General features: G+C 49.5%; 23 protein-coding genes and 3 riboswitches. Of the genes, 17 read left to right on the top strand and 6 right to left on the bottom strand.

Going from position 1 to position 25,652, the window contains the following annotated elements:
• Positions 1 to 9: 9 nt before the first annotated feature.
• Complete coding sequence (locus tag FB479_RS14920; protein ID WP_142065827.1) at positions 10 to 1,326, bottom strand: D-arabinono-1,4-lactone oxidase; 1,317 nt, start codon at positions 1,324 to 1,326, stop codon at positions 10 to 12.
• Positions 1,314 to 2,501, bottom strand: a complete 1,188-nt coding sequence (locus FB479_RS14925; RefSeq protein ID WP_142065828.1) for an amino acid deaminase/aldolase — start codon at positions 2,499 to 2,501, stop codon at positions 1,314 to 1,316. The genes FB479_RS14920 and FB479_RS14925 overlap by 13 nt, the downstream gene beginning before the upstream one ends.
• A 289-nt stretch (positions 2,502 to 2,790) precedes the next feature.
• Positions 2,791 to 2,890, top strand: a riboswitch (purine riboswitch).
• 51 nt (positions 2,891 to 2,941) lie between these two features.
• Between FB479_RS14925 and FB479_RS14930 the strand changes: the two genes are divergently transcribed.
• From FB479_RS14930 to FB479_RS14940, 3 genes are all read left to right on the top strand, one after another.
• A complete protein-coding gene (locus FB479_RS14930; RefSeq protein ID WP_142065829.1) occupies positions 2,942 to 4,375 on the top strand; it encodes an NAD(P)/FAD-dependent oxidoreductase in 1,434 nt (477 codons plus the stop codon).
• A 66-nt stretch (positions 4,376 to 4,441) separates the two neighbouring features.
• Entirely contained in the window at positions 4,442 to 4,894 is a 453-nt protein-coding gene (locus FB479_RS14935; RefSeq protein WP_255438406.1) for a hypothetical protein, read from the top strand.
• On the top strand, positions 4,869 to 5,144 hold the full coding sequence (locus tag FB479_RS14940; protein ID WP_106654872.1) for a hypothetical protein: 276 nt from the start codon (positions 4,869 to 4,871) through the stop codon (positions 5,142 to 5,144). Before FB479_RS14935 ends, FB479_RS14940 begins: the two co-directional genes overlap by 26 nt.
• A gap of 51 nt (positions 5,145 to 5,195) precedes the next feature.
• On the opposite strand, the gene FB479_RS14945 is transcribed toward FB479_RS14940, so the two are convergent.
• Both FB479_RS14945 and FB479_RS14950 read right to left on the bottom strand, forming a co-directional pair.
• Positions 5,196 to 5,609, bottom strand: coding sequence for a MarR family winged helix-turn-helix transcriptional regulator (locus FB479_RS14945; RefSeq protein ID WP_142065830.1), 414 nt, complete (start codon positions 5,607 to 5,609; stop codon positions 5,196 to 5,198).
• Between the two features lie 201 nt (positions 5,610 to 5,810).
• A complete protein-coding gene (locus FB479_RS14950; RefSeq protein ID WP_142065831.1) occupies positions 5,811 to 6,428 on the bottom strand; it encodes a DUF3298 and DUF4163 domain-containing protein in 618 nt (205 codons plus the stop codon).
• Positions 6,429 to 6,583: 155 nt separating this feature from the next.
• Here FB479_RS14950 and FB479_RS14955 point away from each other — a divergent pair, with 155 nt between their 5' ends.
• The 14 genes from FB479_RS14955 (at position 6,584) to FB479_RS15020 (ending at position 21,344) form a co-directional block, all read left to right on the top strand.
• Complete coding sequence (locus FB479_RS14955) at positions 6,584 to 8,059, top strand: methyl-accepting chemotaxis protein (protein ID WP_106654869.1); 1,476 nt, start codon at positions 6,584 to 6,586, stop codon at positions 8,057 to 8,059.
• A 150-nt stretch (positions 8,060 to 8,209) separates the two neighbouring features.
• Positions 8,210 to 8,332, top strand: a riboswitch (SAM riboswitch).
• 202 nt (positions 8,333 to 8,534) lie between these two features.
• The gene (locus FB479_RS14960) at positions 8,535 to 9,563 is read left to right on the top strand and encodes a BMP family lipoprotein (protein ID WP_142065832.1); all 1,029 of its coding nucleotides are present in this window, start codon (positions 8,535 to 8,537) and stop codon (positions 9,561 to 9,563) included.
• A gap of 105 nt (positions 9,564 to 9,668) precedes the next feature.
• The gene (locus FB479_RS14965) at positions 9,669 to 11,198 is read left to right on the top strand and encodes an ABC transporter ATP-binding protein (RefSeq protein WP_142065833.1); all 1,530 of its coding nucleotides are present in this window, start codon (positions 9,669 to 9,671) and stop codon (positions 11,196 to 11,198) included.
• Positions 11,173 to 12,243: an ABC transporter permease gene (locus tag FB479_RS14970; RefSeq protein WP_017252474.1), complete on the top strand. Its 1,071-nt coding sequence runs from the start codon at positions 11,173 to 11,175 to the stop codon at positions 12,241 to 12,243. Before FB479_RS14965 ends, FB479_RS14970 begins: the two co-directional genes overlap by 26 nt.
• Positions 12,230 to 13,144: an ABC transporter permease gene (locus FB479_RS14975; protein ID WP_142065834.1), complete on the top strand. Its 915-nt coding sequence runs from the start codon at positions 12,230 to 12,232 to the stop codon at positions 13,142 to 13,144. Before FB479_RS14970 ends, FB479_RS14975 begins: the two co-directional genes overlap by 14 nt.
• Positions 13,145 to 13,185: 41 nt before the next feature.
• Complete coding sequence (locus FB479_RS14980) at positions 13,186 to 13,854, top strand: sulfite oxidase-like oxidoreductase (RefSeq protein WP_142065835.1); 669 nt, start codon at positions 13,186 to 13,188, stop codon at positions 13,852 to 13,854.
• Between the two features lies 1 nt (position 13,855).
• Positions 13,856 to 14,578 carry a nucleoside phosphorylase gene (locus FB479_RS14985; protein ID WP_106654864.1) on the top strand — a complete coding sequence of 241 codons (723 nt, stop codon included), beginning with the start codon at positions 13,856 to 13,858 and terminating at the stop codon, positions 14,576 to 14,578.
• A gap of 531 nt (positions 14,579 to 15,109) precedes the next feature.
• Complete coding sequence (locus tag FB479_RS14990) at positions 15,110 to 15,709, top strand: glycerol-3-phosphate responsive antiterminator (RefSeq protein ID WP_106654862.1); 600 nt, start codon at positions 15,110 to 15,112, stop codon at positions 15,707 to 15,709.
• On the top strand, positions 15,687 to 16,349 hold the full coding sequence (locus FB479_RS14995) for an HAD family hydrolase (RefSeq protein WP_142065836.1): 663 nt from the start codon (positions 15,687 to 15,689) through the stop codon (positions 16,347 to 16,349). The genes FB479_RS14990 and FB479_RS14995 overlap by 23 nt, the downstream gene beginning before the upstream one ends.
• Positions 16,350 to 16,355: 6 nt before the next feature.
• Positions 16,356 to 17,423 (top strand): ABC transporter ATP-binding protein, encoded by a 1,068-nt coding sequence (locus FB479_RS15000; protein WP_106654861.1) that lies wholly within the window; start codon positions 16,356 to 16,358, stop codon positions 17,421 to 17,423.
• The gene (locus FB479_RS15005; RefSeq protein WP_106654860.1) at positions 17,423 to 18,379 is read left to right on the top strand and encodes a carbohydrate ABC transporter permease; all 957 of its coding nucleotides are present in this window, start codon (positions 17,423 to 17,425) and stop codon (positions 18,377 to 18,379) included. Before FB479_RS15000 ends, FB479_RS15005 begins: the two co-directional genes overlap by 1 nt.
• Positions 18,380 to 18,405: 26 nt before the next feature.
• Entirely contained in the window at positions 18,406 to 19,233 is an 828-nt protein-coding gene (locus FB479_RS15010; protein WP_007720517.1) for a carbohydrate ABC transporter permease, read from the top strand.
• A gap of 32 nt (positions 19,234 to 19,265) precedes the next feature.
• On the top strand, positions 19,266 to 20,594 hold the full coding sequence (locus FB479_RS15015) for an ABC transporter substrate-binding protein (protein ID WP_142065837.1): 1,329 nt from the start codon (positions 19,266 to 19,268) through the stop codon (positions 20,592 to 20,594).
• A 30-nt stretch (positions 20,595 to 20,624) separates the two neighbouring features.
• Positions 20,625 to 21,344 carry a glycerophosphodiester phosphodiesterase gene (locus FB479_RS15020; protein WP_142065838.1) on the top strand — a complete coding sequence of 240 codons (720 nt, stop codon included), beginning with the start codon at positions 20,625 to 20,627 and terminating at the stop codon, positions 21,342 to 21,344.
• Positions 21,345 to 21,408: 64 nt separating this feature from the next.
• Here the strand turns inward: FB479_RS15020 and FB479_RS15025 are convergent, their stop codons facing one another.
• Both FB479_RS15025 and ggt read right to left on the bottom strand, forming a co-directional pair.
• Positions 21,409 to 23,397: a methyl-accepting chemotaxis protein gene (locus FB479_RS15025; protein ID WP_142065839.1), complete on the bottom strand. Its 1,989-nt coding sequence runs from the start codon at positions 23,395 to 23,397 to the stop codon at positions 21,409 to 21,411.
• A gap of 81 nt (positions 23,398 to 23,478) precedes the next feature.
• Positions 23,479 to 25,197, bottom strand: a complete 1,719-nt coding sequence (gene ggt, locus FB479_RS15030) for a gamma-glutamyltransferase (RefSeq protein WP_142065840.1) — start codon at positions 25,195 to 25,197, stop codon at positions 23,479 to 23,481.
• Positions 25,198 to 25,378: 181 nt separating this feature from the next.
• Positions 25,379 to 25,467: riboswitch (cyclic di-GMP riboswitch) on the bottom strand.
• Between the last annotated feature and the right edge of the window lie 185 nt (positions 25,468 to 25,652).

The following is a 25,652-nucleotide window of genomic DNA, read 5'->3' on the forward strand; positions in this document are numbered from 1 at the left end:
GGATTGTCTTCAGGAGATGCCGAACAGATCAGCCAAATACGGGTTCACGAACAAGCCGTCAGGGTCGAGTTCAGAGCGAATGGCGAGGAAATCGGGTAAGCGCGGATAGACCTGATGAAGCTGCTCGGCGGTCATGCTGTGCATTTTCCCCCAGTGTGGACGTCCGCCATATCGGGCGAAAATCTCCTCCATCCGGGCAAAGTACGCTTCGTAAGGCATGCCCTTGTACATGTGGACGGCAATGAAGGCACTATCCCTTTCGTAAGCGGGACTGAGCCAGATGTCGTCCTTTTTGACGTACCGGCATTCCAGCGGAAAATGAACGGCAAAGCGTTCCTGCTCAATCGCCTGACGCAGCTCCCGTATGGCTTCGCCCATATGCTCAGCAGGTAAGCAGTATTCCATTTCGTAAAAGCGAACAAGGCGAGGAGTGGCGAAAAGCTGATGGCTATAGCCGCTCTCATGGACAGAGGGGACGCTTTGGGCGGACAGCCTGCTGACGCTTTTGGTGAGTGAAGGGCGCAATCGGCAGCTCTCGGACAAGAGCCAAAAAAGCCCATTTTCCACGACCATTTTTTTCAAATAGCTCCAGCGTTGATTGCCGCTGGGGGGATCGCTGGTCTCGTTCATGAATTTCACCTGAACGGTGTCCGAATACGGGAAGATAAAAAATTCGAAATGCCGATGCTCGGTTTTAAAAGTGTCCAGAGAGGACAGGCACTCCTCTAGCTGCATGCGACGGCTTTGGTAGCGCAGGCGATAGGCTGGGAGGACTCGCAGCTTGACGCGTACAATGATGCCCAAGAGACCAAGAGAGACTTGCATGGCTTTGAACAGCTCCGGACGAGCTTGCTCGGATACTTCCAAGACCTCCCCGGATGCGGTCACGACTGTCAGCCCGACGATTTGCGTGGAGATGCTGCCAAAATGAATGCCTGTGCCATGTGTTCCGGTGCTGACGGCCCCTGCAATGGACTGGGCGTTAATATCTCCGAGATTTTCTTGGGAGTAGCCCGCTTGATGCAGGAGGTGTCCGAGTGTCTTGAGCTTGGTGCCTGCCCAGACTTCAACGGTATCAGAGGCAGGGTCTACACTGACGATTCCTTGGAGATGATCCAAGGATAGCAAACAATCTTCTGTCTGGACGAGCCGCGTGAAGGAATGACCGGAGCCGACGACTCGAATCCGTGTACCTGCCTTCTTGCAAGCACGGACAAGCTGCACGACCTCATCCACGGACTCTGGCATCGCGACTTGCTTCGGCTGGCTTTGTACATTTCCTGTCCAATTGGTCCAGTGATTCGCGTGCTTCTTTACAGTGAGCATAATCCATCCCCCCGATAGGTGGTCACTTCCTCGATGATTTTCCCGCCAGAGATGCAATACAGCCGGGTAAAACGTTCGCAGAGCTCTCCTGCTTTGGCATGGCGAAAAAAGATCGGGTCTCCCAACTCCAGCGTTTCCATGCCTTGATAGTGGATCGGTGTCTGTACCTCACCTGCTCCTTCGTTGGGGAACAGCTTTGCTCCAGCTGGCAAGTAAGGCTTGGGGAGTCTGTCACGCCCAGCAGAACCAGAGGCGATGTAGCCGCCGCCAGCACATGTGTAGATATGCTCTGTGGGCTTGCGAATAATCTCCAGAGCAAATCCGGCAGCAGGATGAAACTGAAAATCTTGAAAGTAGTCAAAAAGCCCAGGCGAAAAAAATCCGGAGCCTGCTGTAACCTCTGTAACAGCGTCTTCTTTCCCGGTCAAGTGCAAGCTCCCCGTTCCTCCACCGTTTACGAAGCGGAGAGAAATGCCTAGCTCGCGAATGGTATGCACCAGTGTGGCACGTCGAGCAGCCACTTCTTTCACGGAATATTGCTTGAGGAGACGAATGATGCTGTTTTTCAGGAATTGACGAGGGTATCGATCACCTACGCCAGCAATTTGAGCTTCGTACCCCATGACACCATCTAGGTAGAGATGATCGGAGGAAGCAACGCGCTTGGCAAGGGAGAGGGACGCCTCGAGAGAGCGAAGAGGGGAGCGCCAGACGCCGAAATGCAGCCCCAGCACATCAGATGACATGTCGATATCGAGACAGACCGGCAGTCTGGTTCCTGTTTCCCGGGCGATTTGTTCGAGCTGTTCGACATGAGGGAGAGAGTCGATCATCAAAGTAATGGAGCGTCCGTTCTTAATCTCAGAGGCGATGGACAAAAGCCAGCTTTTTTCCCAGAGCGGATAGCCTAGCAGCAGGTCATCGAAGCCTGCCTCGCACAGGTGAAGCACCTCAGGAGCGGAATAGCACATGAGACCACGAAAGCAATCGTCCAACTGCAATACATGTTTGAGAATGGCAACGCTTCGGATCGACTTGCTCGCGATTCGAACGGGTTTTCCATTGCTTTGCAAACTGATTTGCTCCGCATTTTCCTCCAGCAGATCCAGGTCGACGAAAGCGAACGGCTTGGGAACACCGGCAAAGGCAGACTGATAATAGCGATAATCCCGCATGAACAGGCCCCATCCTTTTTGAGTGAAATAATGATCGTGAAATATTTCGTAAAATTCTCTCTATTCTGCTCATTTGTGATCGATTCCTTCCTGAGCAGATGGGCGTCATGTACAGAAATAACGAATGTTCGTTTTTTAATGTTCGTGTTTTGGTTGATTTGTCGATTGTAAAGGCGTGTTAACATTAAAATTAACTTTAAAAGACGAATAAATAGGTTGTTTCCGGTTGACTTGATTCACCTTATAAGCTACTATACATATTGTTGTGAAGAACAACACAGGCTTGACGAATGAAATAGTGATTTGTATTCGTATATCCTCAGAAATATGGTTTGAGGGTCTCTACAGGGAACCGTAAATTCCCGGCTACGAATAGGGCAGTTTTGGTATACCCTATTCGTCGGCCGGGAATTTTTTGCATTTTTTGGGGAGGGAACGACATGAATAAGTATGATGTAATCGTTGTAGGAGCAGGACCAGCAGGGATTTTTACATGCTACGAGGTAATGCGAAAAGCACCGAATGCCAAGGTGCTGTTGATTGATAAAGGGCATGACATCTATAGCAGACGCTGTCCGATCTTGGAGGAAAAGATCAAGCTCTGCCCGCCGCCAGCAGGAAAAAAAGAATTCGCAGGCTGTTTGCCGGCCTGTTCGATTACCAGTGGTTTTGGTGGAGCAGGCGCCTATAGCGATGGTAAATTTAACATCACCACCGAATTTGGCGGTTGGATGACAGACTATCTCAGCCCTTCCACTGTACTTGGGCTGATCAAATACGTAGATGAAATCAATTTGGAGCATGGGGCTACCCAATCGATTACGGACCCGACCACTGAGACGATCAAGAGTATCGAGCAGCGCGGCTATGCAGCTGGACTCAAGCTGTTGCGAGCGCAGGTGCGTCACTTGGGAACGGAGCAAAACCTGGAGATTCTCCAGTCGATCTTTGAGCATTTGAAGAAGCATATCGACATGATGTTCAAGACAGAGGTCGAGGACATTATTACGGTAAAAGAAGCAGACGGACATCAGGTAAAAGGTGTCGTCTTGAAAAACGGCCAAGAGTATGAGGCTGATTACGTGGTAATCGGACCAGGCCGCGATGGCTCCGCATGGTTGACGGATATCCTGAAAAAGCGCCGCCTGAAAATGTACAACAATCAAGTTGACGTAGGCGTACGTGTGGAGACGTCCGATGTCGTCATGCGCGAAATCAATGAGCATCTGTACGAAGGAAAATTCATTTTCAATACATCGGTCGGAACGCGTGTACGGACGTTTTGCAGCAATCCATCCGGTCACGTGGTCGTGGAAAACCACAGTGGTGTTATGGCGGCAAACGGGCACTCTTACAAAGACCCAGCGTTGGGCTCGATGAATACAAACTTTGCGCTCTTGGTATCGCATACGTTTACAGAGCCGTTTGACAAGCCGAATGAGTACGCGAGAGAAATTTGCAAGCGGGCGAACGATCTGTCAAACGGTGGGGTTATCGTACAAAAGTACGGCGATATCTTGCGCGGTCGACGTTCCACAGAGTCGCGTATTAAGGAAGGCTTCCTGGAGCCTACTCTGAAGGAAGCGGTACCGGGTGACTTGGGACTCGTGTTGCCTTACAATACGATGAAAAGTCTGATCGAGATGGTGGAAGCACTGGACAAGGTAACGCCGGGAATCGCCTCCGAGCACACATTGTTCTACGGAGTGGAAGCGAAATTCTACTCGGCACGTCCGAAACTGACGGAGGAATTCGAAACAGAGATCAAGGGATTGTTCTGTGGCGGAGATGGTGCCGGAATTACACGTGGTCTGGCACAGGCCGGAGCTGCTGGGGTCTGGATGGCTCGCAATATCGCGAAACGCATGCAATAACGAATACGATCATAACAAATAGGCTTCTTGCTGGGCACGCTGGTGCTTGGTGGGGAGCCATTTTTCATGACAGAACAGCATCAGGAAAGTATTGGTCCCGATGTCACGAGGGATTGGGCAGAAGCGTATTGTATAAAAGGGCCAATACTCAAACCACGACCTTTTGTTGGCAGGGAGGTATCTATGTTTTTTTGTGATGATGATGACGATACCGCTGTAATAGCACTTTGGATTATTTCGATTGGCTTTGTCATACTGGCGATTGATAAAACAACCAGATTAAGTCATAAGCCTGCCTGCGACAATGAGAAGTTGATACAGCCCCTCATTCAATTAAACAAGCAAGTCAATGGGAAGAACAAGAATGGCAATGACGACGATGAAGATATGCAGTTTAAACGAATTGAACAGCAAATTGCCCAATTGCGCGACAGTGTTCAAGATATAAAGAAGAATTTACAGGAGAGTCCATCCAAAAACGGAGGGAAGAAGGATGATCGAAAAAAATCTGGCGAATGAGCTGGTAGCGGTAGGCGGGTGGATCGCCGTTCTGGGTGCCTTCCTGGCTGCTATAGGCTCGACTGGACAGGTGGAACCGGACGAGGATACTTCTACAGACAACGGATCAAATGGCAAAGAATCTAATGATTTGAAAAAACAAGTGCTGCAACAGAAAAAACAATTGCAAAAGCAACAGATACAGATTGAACTGATTCAATTGGAACAAGAGCTCAACACCATTATTCATAGCACAAGGAAAAATGGCTAACAAAAAATGACTTCACCAAACTGCTTTTGGGCGAAGTCATTTTTTTACTTGTTACGACGGCTGTAAATTATCGTTCATTTTCTTCAATACGCGGTTAAAGATAGCGAGTTCTGCTTCGTCAAGGCCGCGGAGTGCCAGTTCCTCTTGCTCTTTGGCAGCCTCCAGCCATTCCGGGAACCGTTCGACTGCTTGCGGAGACAAGGACACGTATCGCTCACGCTTGTCATCCCCCTCTGAGCGAATAATCCAGCCCATCTCTTCCAATCGGGTGAGTGTCCGGGTAATCGTCGGCGCTTCCACATTCAGGTAGTTGCTCAATTGAACCTGGGTGAGCGATTCACGATAATGCAAGCAAAGGATAATACCCCATTGCGAACTGTATAATCCCATGGGAGCCATAGTCCCATTCAACGTTTTACTGAATATTCTTGCGGTTTGGCTAATTCGATGACCATAATATTGCATGAGTATATACCTCCAGGAAAGCTGGTCCGATATATCGTACACTTTATTGCTTAAGTAAATATGGATACTAACATACTAGCAGTTATGGACATATAAGTAAATGTTTATTCGATGGCGAAATAATGGATTTTCTGACACAAATAGAATCAGGCGAGTGTCATGAAAGAAGACACTCACCTGGCTGAAAAATACAGTGATGCACTAATCTGCGGACAAGATACTCAGTGGACCTTTTTCATTGATGAGCGGCTCCAGTTCATAGACCGAAATGGGGAACATAGGGAAACCGACGTAGTAAGGCGTAATTTCGTACAGCTGGAAGTAGATGACCAGTGCTTTGTCGGCGACGTAATAATCCTGATCGGGCTTAATCGACGTAAAGCCATTGAGTGTGGGGATGCTTCTTTCTTTGATTTGGCGCTTGATGTTTTCGGAAATCACCTTGACGTAATCGCTTCCTGGCTTGAATAATTCACGCAGCGTAAACAGCTTGCCTGTTTGGATATCTGCGGTGATCGACCCGAGGAAGGTCATGCCGTGAGCCATTTGCGGTGTGTAGGCGTAGTTGCTCAACACGACACTGAAAATGCCGCGTTCGTTTGTCTTGATTTCGAAGCTGCCTTGCATTTGTGTATTTCCCGGTACCTGGACCCGTTGCTGCTCGTGAATTAAGCCTTGAACCGTTTGATAAATCGCCCGGTTGATATCTTTTTCCGCTTGCTGATTGGCTAGGCCTGCCAATTGGGGATAGTAAATCGTGGTGTTCGGACGGCTAATTGTCCGTGTCAGCACGGTAGCTGGCAATTGATTGAGTTCCACTTTTCTCCGTTTGCCTCCTGTACATGTAAGTTGTGTAATAGCCTATTCGAAATTGTTTTTGGCTGTTCTCACTTTTTTCACAAATTTGGCAAAGGTTTGGCTATATAATGGGGAAAGAATCCGATACATAAGTAATAGGGAAAAGGGGGGCAATTATGATTCAATTGATTCGCAATACCTTGACTGACAAAGAAGGCTTTATGATTTTTATCCTATGGAATCATTTGTGGATGGCGGGACTCATTGCCTACCAAATGGATGTGAACTTCTGGAAAGTGACGTCCTTGGGATTGCTGGTCACTTTAATTGTTTCGCCGTATTATTTCATTCGCAAAGATAGTCATGTGATTCGTTATCTGGTAGCAATCGGACTCATGTTTTATGCGATTTCATTCGATCACTTTACCACTTACCAGGAGGTTTCGTTCCTCGCCTTCATCGTCATGGGCTTTTTGGCAGCCTATTTGGACTGGAAGCTGGTAGTAACAGCGGGAATTGCCCAAATCATCGTCACCGTTGTCGGGTTTTATACGGGAACCTATGAGATTTTCAACGGTGATTTTTCGGAGCTCAATCTGGGCGTGCGTATCGTAGCCATTCTCATGATGATGGGAGCCGTCACGTATCTATGTCTCGCCGGACAAGCTTCCCTGCAAAAAGCGCACGACGCAAGGCAGGAAGCAGAAGAGAAGGAGCGCCGTCTGGGAGAAATGCTTTTGAACATCCAGCAAATGACGGAGCAGCTGGATCGTACAAGCGATCATGTGCATGAGCATGCGGAAGGTACAAAGCGCAATACAGATGAAATGATGGTAGCCTTCAAGGAAGTCGCCGTCGGTATGGAATCGCAGGCGAATTCAACGGTGAAAATCGAAGAAGAGGTTCAATCCATCGACCAGGAAATCGAGGCAGTTACAACACAGACCAACGCAATGAAAACGGAATCGCAACAAAACAACCGTCGTCTGACAGAAAGCGTTCAGATGATGAACGAGCTGTCCTCGCAGATGGAGCAAATTGTGCAGGCAGTTAATGTAGCAGCCTCTACGATTCACCAGCTCAATCGGCAGGCGAATCGCGTAGAAGAAATTGTCGGCGCTATTAATCAGATCGCGACACAAACGAATCTCTTGGCGCTGAATGCAGCGATTGAATCGGCGCGTGCAGGCGAGCATGGACGGGGATTTGCTGTTGTAGCGGATGAGGTACGCAAGCTGGCAGAGCAAAGCGCGACAGCTACACAGGAAATTACCGACATTCTGAAATCTCTCCATCAGGAAAGTGAGAATGCGGTGCAGCATATGAGCAATGGGGAAACGTCTGTTGCAAAAGGCCAAGAGCTGGCCGTGAAAACAGTGGCCTCCATCGAAGCAGTGCGAGCCGGGATGATGGCTTTCTTAGAAGCAGCTGATCAAGTAAGCTCCAGCATGGACCGGGTAAAAGTGCGTTCCGGCGAAGTTGCCATCGAGATGTCGACCATTACAGCCGTAACGGAGGAATCGGTAGCCAACTTAGAAGAGCTGTTTGCGACTGCAGAAAACCAGCATCAAAAAGTGCGTGAGATTACGGAAGAGCTGGGTGAGCTGAATACGTTGTCTCATCGCCTCCAGCAAACCTTTCACGTAAAATAAAGGTTGTTTAAAAAGTCGTCTTTTGATCACGAAGTAGTTCTGAAAGCTGATTCGGCATCGAAATAGAACTGTTTGGAATTGAGAAAAAAGAATTGCATTTTTGAACCGTTCTGCTAGAATGAATTCCATTGTAACTAAATACATTCACCTACCTTATCAAGAGCGGCGGAGGGACTGGCCCGATGATGCCCGGCAACCACTGATCATGTCTATGCATGAACAGAAAGGTGCCAATTCCTGCAAAACCTGTACCATGGTTTTGACAGATGAGGAAGAGAACGGCTACGTACGCAAACTCTTCCTCCGGGAAGAGTTTTTTTTGTTGTATTTGCAAAAGGGAAGGAGAGAATAGACGAACGATAAATTTATTTTATAAGAGAATATTCGTAAATAGTATTGAAAAAATGGGTAAAAAGCCGTACATTACCTAATAGGATAAAGAAAAACGTAAAGTTCGGATAGGGAGAGATACATCATGAAGAAGTTATTGCTGGCATTAACGACATTCGCAGTATTGGCAACAGGGTGCTCGACTGGCACTAGCGCACCTGCAGATCAGCCAGGAGGACAAGCAGCAGGACAAGAGGGCGCGGACAAAAAGCGAATTGCCTTGATTTTGCCCGAGAAAATCGGTGTGAATCCGTTCTTCCAACAAATGGATGAAGGTGCAAAAAAAGCCGCGCAAGAGCTGGGCGCAGAAGTGAAAACGATTGAATCTACGGACCATGGAGCCATTGAAGAAAATCTGCGCGTAGCTGTTGCAGAAAATTATGATTTGATCATCACTTCTTCCTTTACATCAGAGGATGCCTTGAAAAAAGTAGCTACCGAAAATCCTGACCGTAATTTTGCGATTATTGATACCGTAGTGGATTTGCCAAACGTTCGCAGTGTTACCTTCCGCGAGCAGGAAGCGGCTTACCTGGTGGGAGCAGCAGCAGGTCTGGCAACGAAAACGAACAAAGTAGGTATGGTCGTCGCTCTTGATATTCCGCAGTTGAAAAAATGGACAGTTGGCTTCGAGGAGGGCTTGAAAGCGACGAATCCACAAGCAGAGCTGATGGTCAACTATGTAGGAAGCTTCACTGACCCGGCAAAAGCAAAGGAATTGGCTTTGCTCCAAGCTTCCAAAGGCGCAGACTTCATTAACGGTGCAGCAGCAGTAGGCGACCTTGGCGTTTTCGAAGCGGCGAAGGAAAAGGGCTTCTTCACAGCAGGTCAGGACGTAGACCGTACCACGATTGATCCTGAGCATATTGTTCTGTCCCAATTGAAAGGGACTGACGCGGCGGCTTATGAAACCGTGAAGAACTTTGTAGAAGGAACGTTCAAGCCAGGTGTTGTGGCGTACGGCTTGAAAGAAAAAGGTGTTGGCGTGACCTATGTCACACACGAAAGCAAAACGCCTCTGAACGCTTTTATTGGACAAGAAGTGGTGGATAAAGTGAAAGCGATCAGCGATGAGATTGTAGCGGGCACCCGCAAAGTACCAGACCAGTTTTAAACAAGTACGTGAAAAGCTTGTGCACAGTGATGCATGTGACCGACTACGGCTGTGTAGTCGGTCTTCCATTTTCATAAAAGGACGTACAGAAATGAGGGAGTGGGAATGACCGATCGCTTGGAAATGAGGGCCATGACCAAGAAGTACGGAGATTTTACCGCCAACGACAAGGTGTCGTTCTCACTGGCAGCAGGAGAAGTCCACGCGATTGTCGGGGAAAACGGAGCGGGCAAAACGACACTGATGCGGATGCTGTACGGAATGGAGCAGCCGACGTCGGGAGAGATCGTGTTAAATGGCAAGCCAGTCGTTTTTCGCGGACCAGAGGACGCGATTCGAAATGGAATCGGGATGGTTCACCAGCACTTTATGCTCTTCGGAGAATTTAGTGTAACTGAAAATATCGTGATCGGATACGAGCCGAAGCAAGCGGGTTTTTTCAAAAGAAATGATGCAGAGGACACGGTGCAGGCGCTTAGTGAGCAGTATCGCATTCCGATTCATCCGCAGGCCAAGGTAGCGAATTGCTCGATTGGGGAACAGCAACGGGTCGAAATTCTGAAGGTCCTGTATCAGGGAGCGGATATCATCGTGCTGGACGAGCCGACCGCTGTACTGACTCCACTAGAGGTACGCGACCTCTTGCAAACGATTCGCAACTTGGCGGAGAGCGGCAAAAGCGTCATTTTGATTACACATAAGCTGCAGGAAGTCATGGAGGTAGCGGATCGTATTACGGTACTGCGCGGAGGCAAGGTGACGGGAACGGTTTCCCGTGCAGAAACCAATGCGGACGATTTAGCCAGACTGATGGTCGGACGTGAATTGCAGGAGCTTTCTGAGCGCATCCCTTTGGAACCTCGACCACTCATGCAGGTGGAGAATCTTACGGTTCGAGAAAAGCAGACACTGCTCGATCAAGTCAGCTTTACCGTGCACCACGGGGAAATCGTAGGAATCGCAGGTGTTTCCGGGAATGGACAATCCGAGCTGCTGCAAGCGATCAGCGGCTTGCGAGCGGCACAGGAGGGCACGGTGCGGTTAGGCGGCAAGGACGTGACGAACAAATCAGTAGCCACTATTCGGGATGCCGGCTTGGCGCATATTCCGGAGGATCGCTACCTGTGGGGAACGGCCAAGCTCTCGAGCGTCGAGGAAAATGCATTGATGGGCTATCAGCGAAAGCCTGCTTACAACCGCCGCGGCGTCGTTTTGCGGGAGAAATTCCGCCAAGTCGTAAAAGGCTGGGTGGAGCAGTTTGCGATCAAGACAGGCTCCCGGCAATTGCAGGAGCTGGCAGGGAATCTGTCAGGGGGAAATTTGCAAAAGCTGATCGTCGCAAGGGAGCTGGGACATGAAACCCCGTTTTTGATTGCGGCTGAGCCTACGCGAGGGGTGGATATCGGTGCCATGGAGTACATCCATCAGGCATTGATCGAAAAGCGCAATCAAGGAGACGGGATCTTGTTAGTCTCGTCCGAGTTGTCCGAAATTCTCGCCTTGTCTGACAGGATTTTGGTCATGTATAAAGGGCGCATCGCTGGAGAGCTTTCACGCCTGGAGGCAACCGAAGAAAAAATCAGCGTGATCATGGCGGGAGGAAGCATTCATGGCAGCAATCAAAGAGCTATCTAAGTCATTGGTTCAGCCGTTCTTGGCTGTCGTCATCGGTTTGTTGACCGGGGCGCTGGTCATTGCTGCGGTTGGCGAATCGATCTTGGGCACCTACCAGGAAATGTGGAAAGGGGCCTTTGGCAGTTTTTATTTCTTTACGTCTACATTAGCGAGGGCCACGCCTATCATGCTGATTGCCCTGGGTCTTTCCCTCGCATTTCGTGCAGGGGTATTCAACCTGGGGGCGGAAGGGCAAATGGTGCTGGGTGCCGTCAGTGCTGCGTTAGTCGCGATCTACTTGCCCGCACCAGGAATGATCAAAATTGTGGCGGGTATTTTCGCAGGAATGGCGGTCGGCGGGTTCTGGGCGTTGTTGCCAGGCTTTATGGAAGCCCGCTTTCGTATTCCGTTGCTCATCTCTACGTTGCTCTTCAACTATATTGCCGTTTTGTTTGCGAGCTATCTCGTGACAGAGCCATTCCGGGATCGCTCGGGTTCTGCGGCACTGGCACAGACCGTCATGCTGGAGAAAAGCGCTTGGCTTCCGAAGCTGTTTGCGGGGATGAGCGTGCATGCAGGGTTTTTGTTTGCGATCGTTGCAGCGCTGTTGTTGTTCTGGGTACTTCGTTTTACGCCTTTTGGCTATGAAGTGAAGATGCTGGGTCAAAACTCGCTGTTTGCTCAATACGGAGGCATTAATCGGATTCGGGTCATGCTAACCGGGATGTTTGCCAGTGGTGGACTGGCTGGGTTGGCGGGAACTGTCGAGGTAATGGGGGCGCACTATCGTTTTGTTGACGGAGCCCTGACTGTACCAGGGTTCGCCTGGACGGGCCTGATGGCCGCTCTGCTTGCAAACTCGCACCCGCTTGGCATCATTGTGACTTCGATCCTGCTTGCTGCTTTTCAGACAGGAGCCATGGGTGTAGAGCGCAATACGGATGTGCCGCTGGAGCTGGCAAGTGTTATACAAGCCGTATTGATTTTGTTCATCTCCGCCAAGTTCAGCTACGACTGGTGGAAAAAGCGGAAGGCAAAAGGAGGGGAATCGCATGGAGCTCTTTGATTGGTCCCTCCTCAGTTCTACCATTCGGATGGTCACGCCGATCTTGTTGGCAGCTTTGGGTGGAGCGCTCTGCGCACGTGTCGGAATTTTTAATGTTGGTTTGGAGGGCTTGGTGCTGGTCGGTGCCTTTTCCGCGATTGTCGGCAATCATTTTACCGGGAATCTCTTTTTGGCCGTTTTGATTGCAGCGCTGGTGAGCATTGTCTTTTCTCTTTTATTTGCCTACATGACAATCAAGCTTAGGGCGAATGAAATCGTCGTCGGTGTGGCGATTAACTTTCTCGCGCTGGGGTTGACGACATTTGCACTGCGGGCGATCTTCGGTGTCAAAGGTGCGTTTTACGATAAGGATATGGCTGGCTTGCCAACCGTCGAGATTCCTTTCATTCACGATATTCCGGTCATCGGAGGCATTGTCTCTGGTCATTCGCCTCTCGTGTATTTTGCGTTTTTGGCTGCGATTCTGTTGTATGTGTTCTTTTATCGGACGGTTACGGGCTTCCGCGTCCTCGCAGTTGGTCTGAATCCCGTTGCGGCACGCAGTCTCGGTCTGAAAGTGACGGGACTTCAGGTGCTAGCGATAGTGATGAGTGGCGCATTGTGCGGGATTGCAGGGGCACAGCTTTCCCTGGGGCAAGTCACGATGTTTACAGAAGGGATGACGGCTGGTCGGGGCTTTATCGCATTGGTGGCGATGATGATGGGGCAGTCGCATCCACTCGGTATTTTGGCTTCGAGCTTTTTGTTCGGACTGATGGATGCCCTTAGTATTCGTTTGCAGGGCTTTTCGCTTCCGACGCAATTCACGGCTATGCTGCCATACGTGCTGACGATTGCCGCGATGTTCTTCTTGAAAAACAAGAGTCAGATCGGCAGCGACAACCAGCAGAGCACCCGTTAATCCATAAGCATGGCAGACAGCGAAGACAGGGGAAATGCGAGATGAACAACAAGGCAGATCGAATCAAAAGAATGAAGGTACCCGCCCCAGTGGGACCGGGACTCGCCAGACGACTTCCGCCAGGACAAATCCTGACAGAGCGCTTTCCTATTTTGCATGAGGGAGACGTGCCAGTGTATGACATGAACGAATGGACGCTGCGCGTTTTCGGTGAGGTAGACCGGGAAGTGACGCTCACTTACGAAGAGATCATGGCGATGCCGCAGGTGACAGTGACGAGCGACATTCACTGCGTGACACGCTGGTCCCGTTTTGACAATGCCTTTACAGGCGTGCGTTTTCGTGATTTTCTACAGGCGATTGGCGTGACTCCGCGGGCGAACTTCGTCATGCTGCACGGTGATCACGACTATACCGCCAATGTGCCGCTTGCTGATCTGGAGCATGATGATGTGCTGCTGGCTCACTCCTTTGATGGAGAGCGACTGACGGACAAGCACGGTTGGCCGCTTCGCCTGGTTGTTCCTCATCTGTATTTTTGGAAAAGCGTAAAGTGGATCAGAGGAATTGAATTTATGACGGAAAACAAGCCCGGCTTCTGGGAGCAAAATGGTTTTCACTTGATCGCAGACCCGTTTCGCGAAGAGCGGTTCTCCGGCGAAGCGTTGCCGATACCAGAGGATGAGTGGGAGAAAAAGGAGTTCGATTGAGATGTTGACGAATCTAAAGGTAGATCCAGAACAACTGCCCAAACGCGTCATCGTGTGCGGTGATCCAAAACGTGCAGCTTTGATTGCTTCGAAACTCGACGATCAGCGTCAAATCGGGGAAAACCGCGAGTATCACAGCTATGCGGGCACTTGGAAAGGCGTCGAGGTAGCGGTAGTGAGCCATGGTGTAGGTGCACCTGGAGCAGCCGTATGCTTCGAGGAGCTAGCGAAGGGAGGCGCTCAGGTCATCATTCGTGTAGGAACTGCCGGGTCATACCAAAAAGAAATCGAGACAGGCAGCCTCGTTATCAGCTCCGCAGCGGTTCGCCAAGACGGCTTGACCAGTCAATTGGTTCCGGCGGGATTCCCGGCTGTTGCCAATCGCCATGTCGTGGATGCACTCGTACAAGCAGCGGGAGCAAACGCATCAGACTTGAAGGTATTTGAAGGAATCACGCTGACACTTGATGTCTTTTACAGTGGAGTGTTGGAATTCCCGCACAAGCTGTACCAAAAAGCTGGTGTTTTGGCAGTCGAGATGGAAAACACCGCTCTGTTCGTGATTGCGGCACTTCGCGGTATGAAGGCAGGCTCTATTTTGGCGATTGACGGGTATGCAGATGCAGACCTGCTCGAATCGTATAACCCCCACACCGATGTAATGGCAAAAGCCATTGAAGCAGAAGCGTTGATCGCATTGGATGCAGTCATTGCGGTTTCGTAAATTCATTTATAGGAACGCCCGGAACTGATTTAGGTTCTGGGTGTTTTTATTTTTATAGTAGTAAGCTTGATAGAGAAGCAAAAGCTGTAGAGAGGAAAAAGGAGAAACCGACGAAGGATCTTTGGAACACCGACCAAGGTGGAATGGAAAAAGCGAAACACGATTTTAGCGGCCACCTCTGAACTTACCTCCTGAGTGGACTACTTTGGACGCGGGTTTCGCTTTTTCCATGGAACCGGCCAGTCAAACCCCCAGCAGGTGTGACAAGAAGCCTGAGTGGTTTCTCCTTTTTCCTCTCCTCCACTAAAGTCTCGATCAACGATTGTAAACCACATCTTTTCCGATAATTAACATTCCCTTTAAGCTTCCTTAACGCTCGTACAGTACCATTCAAAGTAACAAGTGAACACATCCCTTCGGTTGGAGCCATGGAGAAACCCCCGACAGCCTTTCCAAGCACTTTCATCGAGAGTTCTTTGGCATTGTCATGTCGCAGGGTTTTTTGTCTTGGGCATAAGGAGGCTTAAACGAGTGAACCAGGAACAGTTTCATGCAAGACTGGCACAGTACAAGCTAATCGCTTCCGTAAAAGAAGCGAAGTACCTGGAAAAAGCGGCAGAGGCAAAATTGAGTGCTGCGGTACTCTCGATTGGCAACATTGGTGTGATCAAAGGCTACGTGGATTATTTCAAGTCGAAAAATATCCCTGTATTTCTTCATTTGGAGCGGATTGGCGGAATCAGTCATGACCGGGAAGGCATCGCATTTCTGGCGCATTACGTCAAGCCAGACGGGATCGTCACTACGCGCAACACACTGGTCAAGCTGGCGAAAAAGCAAGGCCTGCTGACGATTCAGCGTTTGTTTTTGGTCGATAGCGACTCGATTAAATCAGGCCTAACTTCCCTGCAAGATACACAGCCTGACGCTGTTGAGCTGATGCCTGGTTTGCTGCCAGAGTTTATCGAAGAATTTCGAAGTGTGATCGATACCCCGATCATTTCAGGCGGGCTGATTCGCAAGCGGGAGCAGATGGAGGAAGTATTGAAGCATGGAGCGACAGCTGTTTCAGTCGGAAATCCCCTGCTGTGGAAGGAGTGTATGAACATTGATTCAAGCGTTGTTATTTGATTTGGACGGGACCTTGCTGGACAGTCGGGATGCGGTCGTGGATGCCGTTGCTTTTACGGCTGAGCAGTACGCACCGGGACATTTTAGCAGAGAAGAGCTGCTCGCACGTTTTGGCGAATCGTTTGATGATTTTTTGGCGGCAGTTGCTACAGCAGCGGGCGTCCCTGACAAAAAGGAAGTGCTGCAGAGATACTTCGCCTATGTACGGGAGCATCATGAAGAACACGTCAAACTGTTTCCGTTTGTTCGCGAAGGGTTGGAAAAGCTGAAGGCGGCGGGCTTTACGATGGCGATCGTCACGAACAAGCAACGGGAGTTTACATTGGCCGGTCTGGAGATGGCAGGAATTGAGCATCTGTTTGAGGCAATCGTCACGGTCGATGATGTATCACGAGGCAAGCCGTCTGCTGAGCCTGTACAAAAAGCGCTGGGAGCGCTAGGCAAAAGTCCCGAGCAAGCCATGATGATCGGTGACAGTCGGTATGATGTATTGGCTGCGGTAGGAGCGGGTGTGCAATCTGTCGTGCTGGAGTGGTACGGACAAGAGAAATGGCTCTACGCTTCTCCGGATTACCGCCACGCCGATTTTGAGACATTTGTTACGGAAATGCTGGCCGCAAAGGCGCAAGGAGGGAAATAAAAACAGATGGCACGTGTGGTGTTGGAGCAGGTAACGAAAGCCTTTCAGAATCAAAGTGTGGTCAAAGGATTGGATTTGGTCATTCCAGATGGCTCCTTTACGGTTCTGGTAGGTCCGTCCGGCTGTGGGAAATCAACCACACTCAGGATGATCGCTGGCTTGGAAACAGTGACGGACGGCAAAATCATGATCGGTGATCAAACAGTGAATCAATTGCCACCTGGCAAGCGTGATATTGCGATGGTTTTTCAAAATTACGCCCTCTACCCAACCATGAACGTGTACGACAATATCGCTTATGGCTTGAGAAATCGTGGAACATCGAAAAAGGAATGTCAGGTGCTGGTAGAGGAGATCGCGGAAATCGTCGGGCTAACCGATTATCTCAAGCGCAAGCCTTCTCAGCTCTCCGGTGGTCAAAGGCAACGTGTTGCACTCGCGAGGGCCATGGTGAAAAAGCCAAAGGTTTTCCTGATGGACGAACCCCTCTCCAATCTCGATGCAAAGCTGCGAAATCAGATGCGTGTGGAATTGACTAGCCTGCACAAGCAGCTCGGCAGCACCTTCATCTACGTGACACATGATCAGGTAGAGGCGATGACCATGGGCGATCAGATCGTTGTCATGAATGACGGACACATTATGCAAGTAGCGGCCCCGATGGATTTATATCAGGAGCCGGAAAATCTGTTTGTTGCCCAATTTATCGGTTCTCCGCCGATGAACATTGTTTCAGCGGAGGGCAAGAGTGAGCACGTATGGGGATTCCGCCCGGAAAAAGCAGTGTTGTTGCCTCTGGCTGTCTCTGCCATTACGAGCGAAGAGATGTGGAACGCACGAGGTCAGGTCGTATCCAGGGAAATTCTTGGCTCAGACACGCTCCTTCACGTAGAGACGGAAAAAGGCAGGGTCATCGTCAAAGCGGACTCGGAGGTAGCGATGCAGGTCGGCTCCTCGGTCACGGTCACTGTGCAGTGGGAGTACATGTATGTGTTCGAAAAGGGTAGCGGAAAACGAGTGGGTCGTATGAGTGGACGAGAGCCTGTATCGACACGGGCAGGAGGGGATAGCTGATGCGAAAAGCGGCAACTGTACAGGAGTTGCCTGGTGTAAGCCAGTCGAAAACAGAAGTGCGTCCGTCTACACTCGCATGGTCTGACCTAGCGTCCCGGCTGCGTCCGTACTTGTATCTGGCACCCGCATTGATTTGCTTTGTCCTGTTCTTCTTTTACCCGATTGGCTCGATCATTTATTTGAGCTTTCAGGACTGGTCCTTGATCAATCTGGAGCAAATGGAATGGGTAGGCTTGCAAAACTATCAGGACTTGATGGTAGACGGGGATTTTCATCAAGTATTGGGAAATACCGCGGTCTTTACCATTGCGACAGTAGGGATCGGCCTGACACTATCTTTCCTGCTCGCACTATGGCTGAACAAAAAGGCAAAGGTGTACGGCATTATTCAGGCGACTGTTTTCAGTCCTCACATCATTTCGCTGGTATCTGTCTCGATGCTGTGGATGTGGCTGATGGACCCGCAGTTTGGCCTGTTGAACGCAGGACTGGAAGCGGTCGGATTGCCTGCGTATACATGGCTGACTGACCCGAAAAGCTCCTTGTTGTCACTGATCATCGTCAGCATTTGGAAAGGTGTCGGCTATAACACACTCATTTTCATCGCAGGTTTGCAAAGCATTCCGGGCGATATATACGAGGCAGCGGCGCTCGATCAATCGCCGTGGTGGCGGACGCTGAGGCGTATTACGATACCGATGCTGTCGCCGACGATTTTCTTTTTGCTCATTATCAATACGATCTCATCCTTTCAAGCGTTTGACACGATTGCCATTATGACACAGGGTGGTCCAATCAATAGTACGAACATGCTTGTCTACTACATTTACGAGCAGGGCATGGACTTCTACAATGGCGGGATTGCTTCGGCTGCCTCTGTCATTTTGCTGATACTGGTAGGGATTTTAACAGCTTTGCATTTCCTGGTGATGTCCAAGCGCGTGCATTATCGCTGATGAACTCGTGAGAAAGGAGGAGCAGCATGTATCGAGTGGTTTTGGCTTCACGCAAGACCGTGGAATGGATTGGGCTTTTGATCGTGGCTTTCCTGTTTGTGTTCCCGTTTCTGTGGATGGCATCGACGGCTTTCAAAACGATGCCAGAGGTCCGGCAATTTCCCCCGACGCTTTTGCCTGAGACGTGGGAGTGGAGCAACTTCGCTCAAGCGTGGGAATCAGGTCCGTTCCTTATGTACACCTGGAACAGCATTCTGGTTGCGGTGGGGATTTTGATCCTGCAATTTTTGACGGCGGTGCCCGCAGCTTACGCTTTTGCCCGCTACAAGTTTCCCGGTCGCAATCTGTTGTTTGGTCTCGTCTTGATTGTCTTGATGATTCCCGGACAAGTCATCTTTTTGCCGATTTACGTGCAATTGAGTGGCTGGGGACTCGTCAATACGCTGTGGTCGCTCATCCTGCCGTACGCAGCCAGTGCTTTCGGAATCTTCCTGCTCAGGCAAGCATTCATGCAGGTGCCCGATGAAGTGATCGAGGCAGCACGTCTGGATAACGCGTCCGAATGGAAGATCATGTGGACGATCATGGTGCCGATGGCGAAGCCTGTGCTGGTCACTTTCGGACTTTTCAGCTTTATCTACCATTGGAACGACTATTTCTGGCCGCTGATTATGACCAACAGCGACGAGGTTCGCACCTTGCCGATCGGAATATCCAGCTTGCACATGTCCGACGGCGGAACCTTGTGGAACGTCATGATGGCGGGCAACATGATCCTCATTCTACCGATTCTCGTGATTTTCTTCGTGGCACAACGGCATATTATCAAAGCGTTCATCTATCAATCCAAATAATAAAAGATAGCTCTTAGGGAGGAAATCAAACCATGTTTTCCATGAAAAAGACTGGAACGATTCTATGTGCATTGACTATCGGATTGTCAGGAGTGTTGGCTGGGTGCGGATCATCTGGAAAAGAACAGTCTGCTAGTACTGGCAGCACTTCTCAGCCGGCAGCGTCTACAGCATCCAGCGGCCCTGTCGAAATTGATTTCTGGTATGCGTTGGGTGGCGTTCGTGGGAAAACAATTGAGGATATGGTCAAAAAATTCAATGAAACACATAAAGATATTATCGTCAAACCAGCCTACCAAGGTGCGTATCAAGAGAATCACTCGAAAGTACTGGCATCTGTAGCAGCGGGCAACAATCCAGATGTCACGATGGTCGAGATCGCTTCAATCGCGGCATTTGCGGATGCAAAGGTTTTGGAAGATTTGACGCCTTACTCGCAGGGGGATGAAAAGAAGTACATTCCTGGTCTTATGAAAAACTCTTATTGGAATGACAAACTGTACGCAGTGCCATTTAATCGCTCCACTCCACTGCTGTACATCAACCGTGATATGTTAAAAGAAGCAGGACTTGATTCAAACGGTCCGAAAACGTGGGATGAGCTCGTCAGCTTCTCGCAAAAGCTGAGCAAAAAAGAGGGAGACAAAATTACCCGGTACGGCTTCTCGACGCCTGTTGATATTTGGTTCTACGAAGCGCTTGTTTTCCAAGGCGGGGGCAACATCCTAAGCGAGGACGGCAAGGAGCTGACCATCAACAATGAAGCAGGAAAGGCACCGCTTGAGCTCTGGTCCAAAATGGTGAAGGAAGGCATTATGAAAAACCCTCCAGGGGAGAACTACAACGCGTGGGATGTAGCGGAGCAAGACTTCCTGAATCAAAAAGTGGGCATGATTTTTACCTCGACTGGTTCCTTGACGGAATTGAAGAAAAATGCCAAATTTGACATGGGTGCAGCTTTCTTGCCAGCCAATAAAACGTTTGGTACGCCAACGGGCGGCGCGAATCTCGTGATGCTGGCGAAGTCGACCGATGCAGAGAAAAAAGCAGCGTGGGAATTCATGAAGTGGATGACCGACACCGAGCAAACAGTTCCTTGGTCAATCGCTTCCGGTTATATGCCTGTTACGACAGAAGCAATCGATTCGGCTGAAATGAAGGCATTCTATGAAAAAGAGCCAAACTTCAAGGTCGCGGTAGATCAGCTGCAATACGGCTATCCTCGTCCAATGGCTCCAGGCTACAAAGAATTGCAGGATGTGATTCAAAAAGAACTGCAGCGTGCGATGCTAGGCCAAGCGACGGTAGATGAAGCGATGCAGGCGGCGACGGAAAAAGGCAGCAAGCTTTTGAAAAAATAACAGAAACGAAACGATAGAGGAGCTGGCGACATGAACATTTGTATGGCACATCGCGGGTGGTCAGGCAAAGCCCCGGAGAATACAATGACAGCGATTCGATTGGCTTTGGCAGAGCCAGCTATCAAAGCAATGGAAATTGATGTACAGCTGACGCGTGACGGTGTTCCGGTGCTGATTCATGACTTTACGCTGGAACGCACGACCAATGGCCGTGGTCTGGTCATGGATCATACCTTGGCAGAGCTGCGTGAGCTGGATGCAGGGAGCTGGTTTGGCGACAAGTTTGCAGGCGAAAAAATCCCTACACTCGAGGAAGTACTGATCGCAGTAAGAGGTCGCTGCACGCTAAATATCGAGTTGAAAGCAACAAGTGACATGTATCCTGGTATCGCAGAAAAGGTGCTCGCGCTTGTAGAAAAGCATGGCATGAAGCAAGAGGTGTACCTGACTTCATTTGACCACGATTTGATCCGTCACGTACGCACGCTCGATCAAGAAGTGCAGACAGGTCTGATTGTATATGGTCGCCCTGTACTCATGCTGGAACAGATGGAGGCAGCAGGTGCTACGATTCTCTCCATGGGATATCCGTTCCTGACTCGCGAGCTAACTGTAGCCGCGATTGAAAAAGGCTTCAAAGTCATCGCGTGGACGCTGGATGATCCGAAGCATATCCGCGAAGTCATTTCGTGGCATCCTCAGGTTCAAATTTGCACGAACCATCCTGACCGGATGTGGGAGTTTGTATAAGCGCAAGCAGGAAAGAGCCGCCGGGCAACATGCATGGCGGCTTTCCTTGTTTTCGTTGTTTGGACTATATCTTGAATTTGCTTACATGAGATTGCAGTTCTTCGGCTATTCTTGCCAGAGAAGTAGCTGATGAACTGACTTCTTCCATAGCTGCCAGCTGTTCTTCTGTGGCGGCCGACACGCTTTGTGTTCCGTCAGCAGAATTCTCCGCTACTTCTTCAATGACACTGACCAATTCTACCACCTGTTTGGTGCCAAAAGACATTTGCTCAGAATAAGCCTTTACTTCTTGAATTTGGCTTGCCACCTGCGTGACAGCATCTTGGATCTGTTCGAAGGACTTGCCTGCATTGTTAACGACCGTAAGTCCAGTGGCGACCTCTTTGGTGCCCTGTTCCATCGAAAGGACAGCCTGGTTGGATTCGAGCTGAATCGTCGTAATCAACAGTTTAATCTGTTGCGCGGATTGCGCGGACTGCTCAGCCAATTTGCGTACTTCGTCTGCCACAACGGCGAATCCGCGCCCCTGTTCACCAGCTCTCGCCGCTTCAATAGCTGCGTTAAGTGCTAACAGATTTGTTTGTTCAGCTATGGCGGTGATGACTTGTACGATTTGTCCGATTTCCTGCGAGCTGTTTCCTAATCGTTTGACGATATCGGCAATGTTGCCGACAGTGTTCTCGATCGACTGCATCTGGCTGATCACGACCTGAAGGGCCTGATTGCCTTCCACTGCAATTTGGGAAGCGCCCAAAGCCGATTCGGCAGCTTGCTGTGCATTCGTGGCAACCTGCTGAGCCCCTGTCGATACGCCTTGAATTGCAGTGACGCTTTCCTCTACACTCTTCACTTGCTTTTCCGCACCGTAAGCTACTTCCTGAATCGTTATGGCGATTTGTTCGGTAGCCTTGCTCGTATGGTCGGCGTTGACCGACAATTCCTCTGCTGAAGAAGCAAGATCTGAAGCTGTATCATTTACTTGTTGAATAATCGTTCGCAGGTTGAGCACCATTGTGTTGACTGATTGAGATAGCTGTCCAACCTCATCCTTGGTTCGAATCTGCAAGGGTTGTACAGTCAGTTCACCCTCGGAAATGCGGTTAGCCACGGAGGCAACTGCCGCAATAGGGCGTGAGATTTGCCGGGAAACAGCGTATGCGATTGCGACCACGACAGCAACAACAACGATGACAATGATCGTAACCATGGTGGTAACGGATGAAACCGCAGACGTTATGGATTCGACGGGGATATGCAGATACAAACCAAAGTTGGTCTTGGGAATGGGGGAATAGGTGACAACGTAGTCCTTGCCATTGTCCGAGTAGCTGTATGAGCCCTTTTCCGTTTTTCCTGATTTAAGGATTTCCATTAATGGTTGCGGCAGAGCGGATTCCTCAAGCGGTTTTCCGATCAGATCCTGGGTGGGATGGTACTGAATGTGGTCCTTGTTATCAACGAGAATCGGATAACCATCGTTGCCTACTTTCAAATCTTTGAGAAATGTAGCTGTGAAGTCATCTACATTGACGAGCCCTGTCAAGACACCAAGCTTCTCATTGTTTTTCGCTTTTACAGGGGAAGCGACGATGATAGAGCGATTGCCGGTTGTCTTCGCAACAAGAACATCGGAGAAGCTGGGCTTGTCCTGCATACCGTCTTTGAAGAATTGGCGCTCGCCAAGATTGATTCCAACGCTTTTGGGGAACGTATCAGCCGTTACTTTTCCATCGCTTGCGATAAACGTATTTCCGTCATACAGTTTCATTTCCTCGGTAAACTTGCGGATGAATTCATTTTTTGCCGCTGCATCATCGGATTGAATATCCGAGGTACGGGCTAAAACTTGAATTTCTGTCATACGCCGGTCCAGATATTGATCCATAGCTATGGCTGTACTGGAAGTAAGGTCAACATAGGATGATTTTTGTTTATCAATCAGAATGGATGAAAAGCTGCTCGTGATAAAAGACGAAACGGCAGCAAGTGGAATGACGGCCACGACGAGAAACCAAAGGATCATTTTGTTCCTGAGTTTGTTGAACAAAAACATAGGGTTTTTCCACTCCTAATCCGTGTTTGCGAAATAGAAACAGGTAGACTGCTGAGATTTACTCAGCAGCCTGACAAAATATCAATATCCCATTGCTGCGCCTTCACCGCGAGGGTCAGCACCGCCAAATTTTACATTGGTTTGCGGGTCAATCAGGATTGCGCCGGACTGTCCCATCGTATCGGTATAGGCTGCTTCCAGCTTTTCGACTGGATGCCCCCGTTTTATTAACTCGTCCAGGACTTCTTGAGGGATGCGGCTTTCCACCTTGAGATTGTTGGAAGCAGATCCCCAGTTGCGTCCATGCAACCATCTTGGCGCTTCGATTGCGTCTTGCACGCTGAAACCAAAGTCGACGATACGCGTGACGAGAGCGGCTTGCGTTTGCGGCTGTCCTTCTCCCCCTTGTGTTCCGTAGAGGAGATAAGGCTTGTCCCCTTTAAAGAGCATCGCTGGGTTAATTGTGTGGAAAGTGCGTTTTCCTGGTTCCAAGTGATTGATGTGTTTGGGATCCAAAGAGAAATAGCTTCCGCGGTTTTGCAAAAGGATGCCCGTATCTTTCGCTACGATGCCGGAACCCCAGTCAAAGTAGTGACTCTGAATGATAGACACTGCATTGCCATCTTTGTCGACGATCCCGAACCAGGTTGTATCGCCTTTTGGATCAAGCGGTTCTACGGATTTGGCGGCTTGCTTCATATCAATGCGCGCAGCTAAATCTTTCCCGTGCTCCTTGGACAACAGCTCATCCACAGGGATATCCACAAAGGCAGGGTCAGTCAGCCATTTGTCGCGGTCAGCAAAAGACTGTTTGGTAGCTTCGACAATCGTGTGATAGTAATCGGGTGTTCCTTCACCCATGCTCTTGAGGTCAAAATTATTCAGAACATTAAGAATGGAGAGCGATGCCATGCCTTGGGAGTTAGGCGGAACGTTGTACGCTTTATAACCGCGGTAGTCTACCGAAATTGGATCTGCCCAAGTGGAGGTGTGCTTCTCAAAATCTTTCAACGTGAGCAATCCACCGTTGGCTTGCATGTCTGCTACGATTTTTTTAGCAACTTCTCCTTTATAAAAACCGTCAGCGCCTTTTTTTGCAATGATTCGCAAAGTATTGGCAAGATCCTTTTGTTTAAGAATTTCGCCTGCGGCATAGGAATCGCCGTTGGGCTTCAGGAATGTTTTGCGGAATCCATCAAAACGTTGAAGATTTTTCAAGTCATTGTCAGTTGGATCTGTCGCGTATTTCGTCCAATATACTTGGTTGGGGGAGACTGGATATCCGTTCTCGGCGTATCCAATGGCCGGCTCCAGCAGTTTGTGCCATTGAAGCTTACTGTTGCCCATGCTTTTATGGGCGTAGTTGTACGCCTCCCACCAGCCGGAGACGACACCAGGGACAGTGTTTGCCGATTCATAACCGCGGGACGGGATTTTTTCGTAGCCTTTGCCTTTGTAATAGTCGATGGTTGCCTTTTCGCCTGCGCGACCACTGCCGTTCAGCGCCTTCAGTTCTTTTGTTTTGGCATTGTAGATGAGCCAGAAGTTATCTCCGCCAATGGTTGTGTAATGAGGATAGACGACAGCTAATGTGGAAGCGGCTGTAATAGCAGCATCTACTGCATTACCACCGTTTTCCAATGTCTTCAGGGCCGCAGCCGTAGCCAGATAGTGAGGAGTCGTCACCATTGCGTTCGGTGACATCGATGTTGGACGATTAGCAGCTTGTGCCCCAGAGAATGTTGATACCCCGATGACAGCAGTCAGCGCGACGGTCGAGAGTTTCTTCCAGAATGACATTCCTATGAAACCTCCTTCATGATGAATAGAATAATGATTCATTAAACCGGCTATCCGCTGTTGCCTCACCTCCTTTAAAAGTTAAAAATACACAAACATACAAAAATAGACAAAAATAGACATTGCGAGCGCAAAAAAAGACCAATGATATAGGATCATTGGTCTCGTCCTACATCAATACTTCGGTAGCTGGCAAGCGTGTCCGCTGTTGCGGAGGTAGCCCCTGTAGCTTTGCGTCGCCGGATTTCCCCGGGTATGCCGTTTCGATATCAATGGATGAAGTAGAAAATTGACACATAGACTGATTCGATCGTTGTGGGAAAATGTTCCTAAAACTCCGTTTGCCAATAATATAGACTATTTACCATTTGTGGTAAATAAGAAAAATATTTTAATCCAGAAAAATAGTCAGGAATGCTATGGGGAAGGTTGTTTTTCGCAGACATTCACACACC

It is taken from the genome of Brevibacillus sp. AG162 (genome assembly GCF_006715575.1).
GTDB lineage: Bacteria > Bacillota > Bacilli > Brevibacillales > Brevibacillaceae > Brevibacillus > Brevibacillus brevis.